This is a genomic window from Carnobacterium sp. FSL W8-0810, from assembly GCF_038007125.1.
Classification (GTDB): Bacteria; Bacillota; Bacilli; order Lactobacillales; family Carnobacteriaceae; genus Carnobacterium_B; species Carnobacterium_B inhibens.
This window is the reverse complement of sequence record NZ_JBBOWO010000001.1, coordinates 2,324,907-2,339,199: the sequence shown is the minus strand read 5'-3', so window position 1 is coordinate 2,339,199 and position 14,293 is coordinate 2,324,907. Positions and strand designations below refer to the sequence as shown.

Genomic DNA, 14,293 nt, shown 5'->3' with positions numbered 1-14,293 from the left:
CACCAGAAACACCAGAAACACCAGAAACACCAATTAATGACAGTAGTTTGGAAAATAATAGCCAAAGTATTGTTAATATAGCTGAAGAAAGATTTTCTACCCCTGAGTTAGAAAGTAGAGTCCAAAAAGAAGTAGAAACCATTACAGAAGTAAAAGATGCGACAGAAATTGGTTTTGAAATAGATAGTTCAATCGAAGAAATTGACGAAATATATGATGAAAATTATATGTTTCCATCACAAGATCTTTTACTTCGGCCTGTAATGCTCGAACCGAATGCAATTGATGACTGGGTGCTAGAACAAGCCGAAATATTAAATGAAACTCTAGATGCATTTAATATCCATGCTCAAGTAATAGGTTGGACAATTGGGCCAGCAGTTACTCAATTTGAACTTCAATTAGGTCGTGGAGTAAAAGTTAACAAGATAACCAATCTGTCCGATGATTTAAAACTATCATTAGCTGCAAAGGATATTCGTATTGAAGCACCGATTCCAGGGAAAAGTTCAGTTGGAATTGAAATCCCTAATAAAAAATCAAGACCGGTCATGCTCTCAGAAGTTATGGAAAGTGTAGAGTTTAAAGAAAGTACTTCTCCTTTAACGGTAGCCATTGGAGTCAATATAGCAGGTGAAGCTGTTGTTTCTACTATTGATAAGATGCCACATGGATTGATTGCTGGAGCAACAGGTTCAGGTAAAAGTGTTTTCATCAATTCACTTTTAGTGAGTTTGCTGTATAAAGCTACACCAAGTGAAGTGAAATTACTTTTAATTGATCCAAAAGCAGTTGAGTTAGCTCCTTATAATGAAATTCCTCATCTTCTTTCACCAGTCATTTCTGAACCTAAAGCAGCTAGTGAAGCTTTAAAATGGGCAGTAAACGAAATGGAAGAACGCTATCAAAAATTAGCTGCAGCAGGTGTCCGTAATATCCAACGATTTAATGAAAAAGCTGAAGAACATGAAGATTTTGGGTTGAAGATGCCTTATATTGTCATTGTCATTGATGAGTTGGCTGATTTGATGATGGTGGCTAGCAACGATGTACAAGATTCAATTGCTAGAATTACTCAAAAAGCTAGAGCAGCAGGAATTCATTTAATTGTTGCTACACAACGTCCAAGTGTGGATGTTATTACAGGAACTATAAAAAATAATATTCCGACTAGAGTAGCCTTTATGGTATCGAGTCAAGTTGATTCACGTACGATCTTAGACACAGGTGGAGCTGAAAAACTACTTGGAAGAGGAGATATGTTGTTCCAAGAAAATGGATCAGGACGCCCAATTCGTGTGCAAGGAACGTATGTTGAAAAAGAAATAGAGTGTATTGTTAAACATGTGAAAGACCAACGATCTGCAAATTATCTATTTGAACCAGAATCACTGATGTTGAAATTAGAATCGGTCGAGGGAAAAGATGAATTATTTGAAGATGTCCTTCCTTTCATTGTTTCAGAAGGACAGGTGTCAGCATCTGCTCTCCAACGAAAATTTAAAATTGGATTTAATCGAGCAGCCAATCTAATTGAATCGCTAGAAAATGAAAATTTTATATCTGGTCACAAAGGATCAAAACCACGAGAAGTATTTTTAACAAAAGCTGACTACGAAGAAAAATTTTTATAAATTGCTAAACAAAAACTAAGAGAAGCTTCGTTTATTCTCTTGGTTTTTTGATTTTTATTTAAAATACACTTGTATTTAGTTCATATTCAAAAGATACTATTAAAAATCTATGTCAATTGTTTAATTGAATTCGTTGTCAATTGTTTATTCTGCCAAGAGTGAGAGGAAAATGAACATTTTAAGTGGGCTATTAAATTAATTCATGGTATACTAAATTCGTTGTAAATTTGTCTTTTCCAACAAGTAATAAGCGAATCATCTCATCTAATGGTGAAAAAATGATGATGGCTTATTTTATTGTATCGTTTTGTTTATTTAACTATAAATATTTAGATTGGTACAAGACACACTAAAAATAATCACTTTCAAATACTACTATAAAAAAAGCGTAAGTATGAATATGGAGGAAATAAAGTAATGAATAAAGAAACAATTTATCATTTCGTTGGTATTAAAGGCTCAGGCATGAGCGCTCTAGCATTGATTTTGAACGATAAAGGATTTAAAGTTCAAGGCTCTGATATAGAAAAATATTTCTTTACCCAAAAAAATATTGAAGAAGCTAAAATTCCTATCTTAAACTTTAGTAAAGAGAACATTCACCAAGGTTTAACTATTATTGCTGGAAATGCTTTTCCAGATACTCATGAAGAAATTGTTGCAGCAAATGAATTAGGCCTGACGGTTATTCGCTACCATGATTTTCTTGGACAATTTCTTGGACAATTTACCAGTGTAGCCGTGACAGGTTCGCATGGGAAAACAAGTACTACAGGATTATTGGCGCATGTTTTAAGTTCACTTAAAGAGACAAGTTACTTAATTGGAGATGGCACTGGCCATGGAGTCCCTGATGCAGAATTCTTTATTTTGGAAGCATGTGAATACCGTCGTCACTTTTTAGCCTATAGTCCAGATTATGCTATTATGACAAATATTGATTTTGACCATCCTGATTATTACAGCAGTATCAATGACGTATTTGATGCTTTCCAATCAATGGCTAATCAAGTGAAAAAAGCTATTGTAGCTTGTGGAGATGATGAGCAGTTACAAAAACTTCAAGCGAATGTTCCTGTTTTATATTATGGATTTGGAGATCACAATGACTTCCAAGCTAAAAATATGACCCGATCAACAACAGGTTCTAGTTTTGATGTATATGTAAGAGACGAATTTTATGGTCATTTTGAAATTCCAACATTCGGTAAACACAATATATTAAATGCACTTAGCGTAATCGCAATTTGTCAATATGAAAGTATTGATAAAGAGGGTGTAATGGAGAACTTAAAAACGTTTAAAGGTGTCAAACGTAGATTTAGTGAAAAACAAATGTTAGATATGGTCATCATCGATGACTATGCACACCACCCGTCTGAAATCCGTGCGACAATTGATGCAGCACGTCAAAAATATCCTGATAAAGAAATTATTGCTATTTTCCAACCTCACACATTCACTAGAACAGTAGCATTATTAAGTGATTTTGCAGAATCGTTGAATTTAGCTGACTCTATTTATTTGTGTGATATCTTTGGATCAGTACGTGAAGATCAAGGAGATATAACGATACAAGATTTAGTCAATAAAATTGATAATGGAGCGACTATATTGAGTGAAGAAAATATGTCGCCATTATTGAGCCATCATGATGCTGTTGCTATTTTTATGGGCGCAGGTGATGTTCAAAAATTTGAATTAGCATACGAGACATTACTAAGTCATTCGTCATTAACAAAATAGTAAAAAAGGTCTGAGACAAAAATCGTCTCAGACCTTTTTTACATCATTATACAGTAGGTATCGATTTTAGATGTAACATAGTTTTTATCTTCTGTTCTTAAAATTAAACTGAGTATAAAAGACGCTAAAAAGATGACGTCAAAAACTAAAAGAGGAATAGTCCATTTAGGTTTCATTTTAATCTTTTAAACAACGAATAGAATTTTATCAGAATAATAAGCAAGTTCGCTATCTACCAATTTTTTTGTTAGAATAATAATGACAAGTTTGATTAAAATGATTCATAAAATAAGATAATTAAAAAGCAGAAACTAAAAGGAGCTTTAATATGAGTAATAAGAATAAATTAGTATTGATTGATGGAAATAGTGTGGCGTATAGAGCTTTTTTTGCATTACATTCTCAATTAGAAAGAATGAAAAATAAAAATGGTTTACACACTAATGCATTGTATGGATTCCATAATATGATTGATAGTGTATTAACTAAAGAAAAACCGACTCATGCATTAGTGGCTTTTGATGCAGGAAACACGACATTTCGTCATGCCTTTTTTGATGATTACAAAGCTGGTCGATCTAAGACGCCAGGTGAATTTTCCGAACAAATGCCTTACTTAAGAGATTTATTAGAAGGATTCGGAATTAAACATTACGAATTAGAAAATTTTGAAGCAGATGATATTATTGGAACTCTGGCAACACAAGTTGATCCGGCAGAGTACGATGTAGTCGTTATTTCTGGAGATCGAGATCTAACACAACTAGCAAAAGAAAATGTGCGAGTAGATATTACAGTAAAAGGTGTCAGTGAATTAAAAGAATATACAACTGAATCGATTCAAGAGGAGATGGGTATCAGCCCGTTGCAAATCATTGATATGAAGGGGTTAGCAGGAGATGCTTCTGACAATATACCTGGTGTAACAAAGATTGGTGAAAAAACAGCTCTTAAATTGCTAAAAGAATACGGTTCTGTTGAAGGAATTTATGAAAATATTGATGCATTAAAGAAAAGTAAGATGAAAGAGAATCTTATCAATGAAAAAGAGACGGCATTTTTAAGCAAAAAGTTAGCAACGATCAATACTGATTCTCCAATAAAAGTTGGTATTGATGATTTAGCTTTTTCTGGACCTGATATGGAAAAATTAATTGCTTTCTATAAAGAAATGGATTTTAATTCTCATTTGAGCAAGTTGGATACTACTGAATATGATGCTGAACAAAACAATCAAAAAGAAGAGATCTCCTATAAAGTAGTTACAGAAATTACAGAGAGCATGTTTAGCGATGATATGGCTCTTTATGTAGAATTAATAGGTGATAATTACCACATTTCGCCAATTTTTTGTATAGGCTGGGGCAATGATGAACAAATTTATATTTCAGAACCTGAAGTAGTTTTTGCATCAGAAGAGTTTAAAAAATGGGCAAAGAAATTGGATGCTAAGAAACAGGTATTTGATGCTAAAAGAACTTATGTCGCCTTGAAGAGACAACAAGTTGAGATGAATTCAATCAATTTTGATATCTTGTTAGCTTCTTATTTGTTGAATACAAAAGACAACAGCAAAGACTTATCTGAAGTTGCCACAGAACATGACTATTATGAGGTTTCTTCTGATGAAAGTGTCTACGGAAAAGGCGCTAAAATTGGCATTCCAGAAGATAAAACAGTGACATATGATCATGTTGCAAGAAAAGTAAAAGCTATACGTATTTTAAGCAAACAATTAAATGACAATTTGGAAAAAAATGAGCAGACTGAGTTATTCAATGAAATGGAATTGCCTTTATCCATCGTATTGGCTGAGATGGAACTTACTGGGGTAAAAGTGAATGACAAAAGGTTAATGGAAATGAAAGAAGAATTTGCCGTTCGGTTAAAGGATATCGAGCAGCGTGTATACGAATTGGCTGGAGAAGAATTTAATTTAAATTCGCCAAAACAATTAGGTGTAATCTTATTTGAGAAGATGGGTTATCCTGTCATAAAAAAAACAAAAACAGGTTATTCAACGGCGGTTGATGTTTTAGAGCAAATGAGAGAACAAGCTCCGATCGTAGAACATATTTTAGATTACCGACAAATAGCGAAAATCCAATCCACTTATATAGAAGGTTTATTGAAAGTGATTGATAAAAACACGGGGAAAATCCATACACGTTATATGCAAACAATCGCTCAAACGGGTCGTTTAAGTTCTGTGGAACCAAACTTGCAAAATATTCCGATTCGATTAGAAGAAGGTAGAAAAATTAGGCAAGCTTTTGTTCCTAGTCATGAAGGATGGAAGATATTCGCATCCGATTACTCACAAATTGAATTGCGTGTGTTGGGACATGTATCAAATGATCCTTTGTTAAAAGAAGCTTTTATTGAGGGACAAGACATTCATTCAAGTACTGCCATGCGAGTATTTGGAATCACTTCTCCCGAAGAAGTTTCTTCAGAGATGCGTCGCAGAGCTAAAGCCGTTAATTTTGGAATTGTCTATGGTATAAGTGACTATGGATTATCACAAAATTTAGGAATTAGCCGAAAAGAAGCACAAAAATTTATCGATACGTATTTTGATAAATATCCAGGCGTTAAAACGTATATGGAAGATATTGTGAGAGAAGCAAAAGATAAAGGTTTTGTCGAAACACTTTTCCAACGTCGCCGTTATTTGCCAGAAATCAATTCTAGAAACTTTAATTTACGGTCATTTGCTGAAAGAACGGCTATCAATACACCAATCCAAGGTAGTGCAGCAGATATCATCAAAATTGCTATGATTAAAATGGATAAAAAATTAAAAGAATCAAATATGAAAGCAACTATGCTATTACAGGTTCATGATGAACTGATTTTTGAAGCGCCTGAAGAAGAACTTGAACAACTTGAAGCACTAGTGATTCAAGTTATGGAAGGTGCAGTAGAATTATCTGTTCCTTTAAAAGTAGACAGCAACAGCGGGAAAAGCTGGTACGAAGCGAAATAAGAAGGAAATGTTTCTGCTATGTTCAGTTATAGCAGAAACATTTTTTAGATAGAAAGGAAGTAAAAATTTGCCTGAATTACCAGAAGTTGAAACGGTTAGAAAAGGTTTAGAACAACTTGTATTAGGCGCAACGATTCAATCAGTAGATGTTTATTGGGACCGTATCGTTGCTGGATCTATCGATAGCGAAGAATTTAAACAGCTTTTAGTTGGAGAAACGATCATAGAGTTTGATAGACGAGGAAAATACATTATTTTCCGTTTTGAACATTGGGCTTTGGTTTCTCATTTGCGTATGGAAGGTAAGTATGAGGTAGAAAATTCAACAGCACCTTTAAAAAAACATACACATATCGTTTTTCATTTAACAGACGGAAGAGATTTACGTTATCTGGATGTACGGAAATTTGGTCGGATGACACTTGTTCCTTTAGGAAAAGAGTTTAGTACGACAGGTATAAGGCTACTTGGTCCTGAACCGACTAAAGAAGCTTTTGATGGAAAGACATTTTATACTACACTACAAACTAAAAAACGGTCTATTAAGCCTCTGTTATTGGATCAAACAATTGTAGCTGGATTAGGAAATATTTATGTAGATGAAGCTTTATTTGTAGCTAAGATCCATCCGATGAGAGCTGCAAATAGCTTAAGTAAAAATGAAGTTTCAAGGTTGCATGAATCCATTATCAAAGTCTTAGGGGATGCTGTAAAAGCTGGTGGAACGACGATTCGCACTTATAAAAATGCACTTGGAGATGCTGGGACATTTCAAGTGAAATTAGCGGTTTATGGTAAAAAAGGAAGTCCGTGTATTCGATGTGGAACGCCTATAGAAAAAATAAAAGTAGCTCAACGAGGAACTCATTTTTGTCCTAATTGCCAGCAATTAGACAGTGATTACTAAATAAAGAGGGGATAATATGACTGTAATTTTAGGGCTAACTGGCAGTATTGCTACTGGCAAGTCAACTGTTAGTAAATTGTTTAAGGAACAGGGTTACCCTGTTGTAGATGCAGATATTGGTGCTAGAGAAGTAGTAGAACCTGGCACAGAAGGGTTAAATAAATTAAAAGCCTATTTTGGTGATAAAATTATTCTACCTGATGGTACTTTAAATCGTTCTGAACTGGGAAAAATCGTATTTAATGATGAAAAAGAGAGAGAGCAGTTAAACGAAATGTTATCTCAACACATACGGCAATGGATTATGACTAAGAAAGATGATTACTTAAAACAGCATCCTGTTGTTATTGTATTAGATATTCCTCTGCTTTTTGAAACTGGATATAAAGATGATGTTGATCAAATCATGGTAGTAGCTACAACACCGGAGACTCAAATAGACCGTTTAATGAAAAGAGATGGAATAAAAAGAAATGAAGCATTGCAAAAAATTGCTGCTCAGTTGTCTATTTCAGAAAAAATAACTCTGGGAGATATTATAATTGATAATAATGGGACAGTTGAACATACAAAAAAACAAGTTTTAAAGTGGATTGAAAAAATAAAACCCAATTCATGCATAAAATAAAAATTGAAAAGAGCAAAGAATAAAGCATCAGTGCTTTATTCTTTGCTCTTTTTACCGATTTTAACCGGTTTTATCTGTGATTGTTGTATGGTATAATAGTGTAAATAACTGTGTACAAAACTAGTGCAGAGATAAGACGCACTTAAGATAGGAATGATAATAATGCAATGTCCACGCTGTCAAAATAATGGTTCTAAAGTTGTCGATAGTCGTCCAGCAGATGATGGACGTGCCATTCGTAGAAGAAGAGAATGTGAAGCCTGTAGTTTTCGATTTACTACATTTGAACGGGTTGAAAAAACACCTCTTTTAGTGATCAAAAAAAATGGAACCAGAGAAGAATTTAATCGTGAAAAAATTTTAAGAGGGTTGATTCGTTCTTGTGAAAAACGACCTGTAGCAATGGAACAAGTTGAAAAAATAGTGGATGAAGTAGAAAATCAAATCAGAGGGTTAGGCGAAAATGAAGTTTCTTCTGCTATTATTGGAGAATACATTATGGAAAAATTAGCTGATGTAGATGAAATAGCGTATATCCGCTTTGCTAGTGTCTATCGTCAATTTAAAGATATGAGTGTCTTTCTTAAAGAACTTCAAGAATTTGAAAGAAAAAAAGCTGAAAAAAATTAGTGAGACAGAAAGGTGTGAATCGTTTTGGGATATCCATGGAAAAACTTAAGTCCTAAAGATGGGTTTTTAGTAAAACAAAATGCGTTACTATCGGATATTGATCAAAAAATTCTCACTTTTTTGTATCAACCTTTGATTGGCACTGCTGCATATAGCCTTTATATGACATTATGGACTGAAATAGAAGAAGAAAAATATTGGAGTGAAGGAATTCTGCATTCGGAATTGCTGACAGTGTTAAATATCGGTATCCCTGAACTCTATCAAGCTAGGATCAAGTTAGAAGCGATAGGTCTCCTTAAAACCTATGTCCAAACAGATACGACTAAATTAACGATCTATGAATTGCAAGCTCCTCAAACTAGTGAGGTATTTTTCAAAGATGATTTATTAAGTTTATTGTTATTAGAAAGAGTTGGTGAACGAAAATTTAAAAATTTGAGAAAACGATTCATTGTAGAAAAGATAGACAAACAGAAATTTCAAGAAATCACTAAGTCATTTTTAGACGTGTTTCAGTTTGACGCTGAATTACTAAAAAGAGAAAAGGAACTTTTAAAAGAGCCTGTTTCATATATTGGGAAAACAGCCAATTCTAATCCGAAAGTTGATCCGAAAACGTTTGATTTGAAATTTTTTTATTCAGGTTTAAATCAGCAATACATCAATCGTTCTTCCATTACAAAAGAAATAGAGGAAACGATTCTTGTATTGCACACGTTATATGGTTTAGACGAATTAACGATGCAACAATTTATTCTTAATGCATCAGATATTGAAACTGGAACCATTGATGAAAAAAAATTAAAGAAATTAGTATATGATGATTATCATAATAAAAACCAACAAAATATTTCTTTAAAAGACGTGGTGGAAAAAGATATCCAGATCGATGTAAATCAGCAAAAAACGCGTGAAAATGATCTTATGAAAAAGGGATTAACTAAAGAAGATATTGCGGTCATCGAAGTAAGTGAGCAAATAAGCCCTTATGATTTTATGAATTCTATTAAAGAACAAAAAGGCGGTTTTGTAACAAAACCTGAAGAATGGACTTTAGAAGAAATCGTGAAGAAAGCTAATTTACCAACAGCGGTGATCAATATTTTGATTCATTATGTTTTAGTTGTGAAAAATAACCCAACGCTTGACCAAAAATTAGCTTATAAAATCGCCAATGACTGGGCGCAAGAAAAGGTAGTAGCACCTGAAGAAGCGATTCAAAAGGTTAAAAAAATGTATTTAGAAAATGCTGAAAAAAAACAACAACAAGAAAATCGTAACAAGACCTACACACAAAACAGAAGTAAAGGTAATTACAATAATCAAACCACGATAAGAAAAGAAACTCTTCCAGATTGGGCCAAAGCAGAAAATAACCAAATGGAAGAAAAACCGATGAGTGAAGAAGAGAAACAAGCGTTTATGGAACGGTTGAAAAGAATTCAAAATTTTGGCAAAGAAGGTGAATAATAATGGAGGATATTGGTGAAAGCTTGACGCGAATGATCAAAGATCGAAATTTAACGGATAAATATGAAGAACTCATTCAAGAAGTTTTAGATGATCCCGATGTGACGCAATTTATTGCAGACAATCGTCAAAATTTGGATGATGAAGCCATTGTTAAAAGTTATGCTAAATTATATGAATATGTACAAGAAAAAAAGAAATTTCAATTAAAAGAAGGTATGATGGCTCCTGGTTACCATCCTAAATTAGTTTTAAATTATCATTACATTGACGTGACCTATGTACCTTCGGCTGAATTGATCGCTAAACAAAAAGAATTAGAAATCAAAAATCGGATTTATTCAATGGATATGCCTAAAGATGTACGAAATGCTAAATTAGCAGATTTTGATTTAACAGATGAACGCCGATATGCTATTTCAGAGGTCTATGATTTTATTGATGCTTATTTAACTAAGCCCAAAGAATTTCATAAAGGCTTATATTTACAGGGATCATTTGGTGTAGGTAAAACTTATTTGTTAGGAGCGCTAGCACATGAATTGGCTAAAAATGGGTTCCCTTCTACTTTAATGCATTTTCCATCATTTGCAGTTGAAATGAAACAATCTATTGGTAAGAACAATACAGGTGAAAAACTAGAGTTTATCAAGAAAGCACCTATATTAATGTTAGATGATATTGGTGCGGATTCTATGTCGAGTTGGATACGCGATGATGTATTAGGCGTTATTTTACAATATCGCATGCAAGAACAGCTGCCTACTTTTTTCTCTTCCAACTTCGATATGAAACAGCTTGAAGAAGAACATTTAAGAGTCACACAAAGAGGCGAAGATGAGCCGCTAAAAGCGAAAAGAATCATGGAAAGAGTTCGTTATTTAGCAAAAGAAGTTAAGATGACTGGAACGAATCGACGTCACACTCACTAATAAAATAAAAAATATGGCTACTCTCCTTGAAATCATGAACAAAAAGTGCTTTAATAATAGATATAAGATAAATCATTGAGAAAGACACCAAAACTTGGTTGCGATTTTTTTAGAGAAGAAAACATCTGCTGAAAGTTTTCTAATTTCGTTCTTGTTTTGACCCCTTTCGAGTGCCACTGTGAACCGTTTGTCGAATTAGCAGTTGGTCGTTTAGCTAGCGTTAACAGCTTAGAGTGGATTTAGTGTATTTGCTAAATTCTGAATCTGGGTGGAACCACGTAATGAACGTCCCTTTTATGGTATTTAATATACTATAGAAGGGACTTTTTTTATTTTCTAGCTGAACAAAGATGGTATTTTAAAAATTAGAATATGGAGGAATAGACTATGTCAGAAATTAATATTACTTTTCCAGATGGAGCAATAAAATCTTTTCCAATTGGGTCTTCTACAAAGGATATTGCTGAAAGTATCAGCAAAGGTTTAGCTAAAAAAGCGTTAGCCGGTAAAATTAACGGAGAATTAGTGGATCTAGTACGCCCAATTGAAGTAGATGGTGAGATTGAAATCATCACACCTGATCATGAAGATGCTTTGCAAATCTTGCGTCATTCAACTGCTCACTTAATGGCTAATGCTTTACGCCGTTTATACCCAGATATAAAATTTGGAGTGGGCCCTGCTATTTCAACTGGATTTTACTATGATACAGATTCTGAAGCACCAATAACAGATGAAGATATTCCTAAAATCGAAGCTGAAATGATGGCGATTGTAAAAGAAAATAACCCCATTGTTCGCAAAGAAGTTACTCGTGAAGAAGCGTTAGATATCTTCAAAGATGATCCTTACAAAGTAGAATTGATTACAGATCTTCCAGAATCAGAAAAGATCACGGTATATGACCAAGGTGACTTTGTGGATTTATGTCGTGGTGTCCATGTTCCTTCAACTGGACGTATCCAAGTATTTAAACTGCTATCTCTTGCTGGTGCTTATTGGAGAGGGAATTCAGATAATAAAATGATGCAACGTATCTACGGGACAGCCTTTTTTGATAAAAAAGATCTAAAAGAGTTTATAAAAATGCGTGAAGAAGCTAAATTACGTGATCATCGTAAATTAGGAAAAGAATTAGACTTATTCATGATCTCTCCTGAAGTTGGATCTGGATTGCCTTTCTGGTTGCCAAAAGGCGCTACAATCCGTCGTACAATTGAACGTTACATCGTTGACCGTGAAATCAGTTTAGGTTACCAACATGTCTATACACCCATTATGGCTGATGTAAACTTATATAAAACATCCGGTCATTGGGATCACTATCATGAAGATATGTTCCCTCCTATGGATATGGGAGATGGAGAAATGCTTGTTTTGCGTCCAATGAACTGCCCGCATCATATGATGGTCTACAAAAATGATGTGCATAGTTACCGTGAATTGCCAATTCGGATTGCTGAACTAGGACAAATGCATCGCTACGAAAAGAGTGGGGCATTATCAGGATTGCAACGTGTGCGTGAAATGACTTTAAATGATGGACATACATTCGTACGGCCAGATCAAATTGAAGAAGAATTTAAACGTACATTGGAATTAATGTTAGCTGTATATGGCGACTTTAATATTACTGATTATCGTTTCCGGTTAAGTTATCGCGATCCTAATAATACAGAAAAATATTTTGATGATGATGATATGTGGGAAAAAGCTCAAACAATGCTTAAAGCAGCTATGGATGACATGGAATTAGAATACTTTGAAGCAGAAGGAGAAGCAGCTTTTTACGGTCCTAAACTAGATGTGTTAGTAAAAACAGCTATTGGTATTGAAGAAACTCTTTCAACAATTCAATTAGACTTTTTACTTCCAGAACGTTTTGATTTGACTTATGTAGGAGAAGATGGTGAAAATAACCACCGTCCGGTTGTTATACATCGTGGTATTGTTTCTACAATGGAACGTTTTGTAGCCTACTTGATTGAAGAATACAAAGGTGCATTTCCTACTTGGTTAGCGCCAGTTCAAGCTACTATTATTCCAGTTAATTTAGATATGCATACAGATTATGCCTATGAAATTAAAAAACAAATGGAAAGTATTGGTATGCGTGTAGAAGTTGATGAACGCAACGAAAAAATGGGTTATAAAATACGCGCTTCTCAAACACAAAAAATACCGTATCAATTAGTAGTTGGAGACAGTGAAGTACAAGATAACACGGTTGCGGTACGTAAATATGGCGAAAAAGCGACTGAAACAATTGGATTAACTGATTATTTAGAAAAAGTTTCATCAGAAATTAAAAATTTCAGCAAATAATTTATTGACAGATCCTGTTCAGTAGTGTATGATTAATGAGTTGAGAAAATCAAGCAGAAGCACCCGCTTCTCGCCTAAGTTGACGAAAGTGTCTCTGGGCTAGATATAAACGATGATAACTTGCATTCGGTGTGAGTTAGAAATTATTTATAGGCGGGTTCATAATGAACTCGTCTATTTTTCTGCTGTTCTTTCTCTCAAATCTAATGGAGGTGTATGACCATAGCAAAAGATATGATGGTAAATGACGGCATTCGTGCACGTGAATTACGCGTTATTGGTAGTAACAGCGAACAACTTGGTGTAATTACAAAAAGTGAAGCGTTAAAACTTGCAGAAGAAGCAAACTTAGACTTAGTACTAGTAGCTCCAAAAGCAAAACCGCCTGTAGCACGTATTATGGACCACGGGAAATTCCGCTTTGAGCAACAGAAAAAAGAACGCGAAGCCCGTAAAAATCAAAAAGTCATCAACGTCAAAGAAGTAAGATTAAGTCCTACTATTGATTTGAATGATTTCAATACTAAATTACGTAATGCACGTAAGTTCCTTGAAAAAGGAGATAAAGTTAAGGCTTCAATCCGATTTAAAGGTCGTGCCATTACTCATAAAGGTATTGGTAAAGAAGTGTTAGATCGTTTAGCAAAAGAAACAGCTGACATAGCTAGTATCGAATCAGCTGCAAAAATGGATGGTCGAAGCATGTTCTTAATTTTAGCACCAAAGAATGAAAAGTAAGAGTATTTTGAGGAGGAAATAACAAATGCCAAAACAAAAAACACACCGTGGTTCAGCAAAACGGTTCAAAAGAACAGGTAACGGCGGATTAAAACGTCACCATTCTAAAACAAGCCATATGTTTGCAAACAAATCACAAAAACAAAAACGTAAATTACGTAAATCAGCAATGGTATCATCAGGCGATATGAAACGTATCCGTCAACAATTAGCTAAATGGTAATCAGTTACTTTTAGCATCGTTAGTTCATTTCAAAATGAACATCATTCAAATTAGTCAAAAGAGTTTTC

At 34.1% G+C, this 14,293-nt stretch carries 11 protein-coding genes and 1 other annotated feature; all 11 genes read left to right on the top strand.

The annotated features are described in order from the left end of the window. A partial coding sequence (locus tag NST49_RS11285; RefSeq protein WP_341048634.1) for a DNA translocase FtsK occupies positions 1-1,634 on the top strand: 1,634 nt, incomplete at its 5' end. A 417-nt stretch (positions 1,635-2,051) separates the two neighbouring features. Beyond that, entirely contained in the window at positions 2,052-3,380 is a 1,329-nt protein-coding gene (gene murC / locus NST49_RS11280) for a UDP-N-acetylmuramate--L-alanine ligase (RefSeq protein ID WP_023177279.1), read from the top strand. 328 nt (positions 3,381-3,708) lie between these two features. Then, entirely contained in the window at positions 3,709-6,369 is a 2,661-nt protein-coding gene (gene polA / locus NST49_RS11275) for a DNA polymerase I (RefSeq protein ID WP_341048633.1), read from the top strand. 67 nt (positions 6,370-6,436) lie between these two features. Continuing rightward, on the top strand, positions 6,437-7,276 hold the full coding sequence (gene mutM, locus NST49_RS11270) for a DNA-formamidopyrimidine glycosylase (protein WP_023177282.1): 840 nt from the start codon (positions 6,437-6,439) through the stop codon (positions 7,274-7,276). Positions 7,277-7,292: 16 nt separating this feature from the next. Next, positions 7,293-7,904, top strand: coding sequence for a dephospho-CoA kinase (gene coaE / locus NST49_RS11265; protein ID WP_341048630.1), 612 nt, complete (start codon positions 7,293-7,295; stop codon positions 7,902-7,904). 162 nt (positions 7,905-8,066) lie between these two features. Continuing rightward, on the top strand, positions 8,067-8,534 hold the full coding sequence (nrdR, locus tag NST49_RS11260; RefSeq protein WP_023177286.1) for a transcriptional regulator NrdR: 468 nt from the start codon (positions 8,067-8,069) through the stop codon (positions 8,532-8,534). Between the two features lie 24 nt (positions 8,535-8,558). After that, positions 8,559-10,007, top strand: a complete 1,449-nt coding sequence (locus tag NST49_RS11255; RefSeq protein ID WP_341048629.1) for a replication initiation and membrane attachment family protein — start codon at positions 8,559-8,561, stop codon at positions 10,005-10,007. A gap of 2 nt (positions 10,008-10,009) precedes the next feature. Next, positions 10,010-10,939 carry a primosomal protein DnaI gene (gene dnaI, locus NST49_RS11250; protein ID WP_301425804.1) on the top strand — a complete coding sequence of 310 codons (930 nt, stop codon included), beginning with the start codon at positions 10,010-10,012 and terminating at the stop codon, positions 10,937-10,939. A gap of 387 nt (positions 10,940-11,326) precedes the next feature. Further along, positions 11,327-13,264 (top strand): threonine--tRNA ligase, encoded by a 1,938-nt coding sequence (thrS, locus tag NST49_RS11245; protein ID WP_251166169.1) that lies wholly within the window; start codon positions 11,327-11,329, stop codon positions 13,262-13,264. Positions 13,265-13,309: 45 nt separating this feature from the next. Beyond that, positions 13,310-13,452 (top strand) — a sequence feature (ribosomal protein L20 leader region). A gap of 28 nt (positions 13,453-13,480) precedes the next feature. Then, complete coding sequence (gene infC, locus NST49_RS11240; RefSeq protein ID WP_023177293.1) at positions 13,481-14,002, top strand: translation initiation factor IF-3; 522 nt, start codon at positions 13,481-13,483, stop codon at positions 14,000-14,002. A 25-nt stretch (positions 14,003-14,027) separates the two neighbouring features. Then, entirely contained in the window at positions 14,028-14,225 is a 198-nt protein-coding gene (gene rpmI / locus NST49_RS11235) for a 50S ribosomal protein L35 (RefSeq protein ID WP_023177295.1), read from the top strand. Positions 14,226-14,293: the final 68 nt, after the last annotated feature.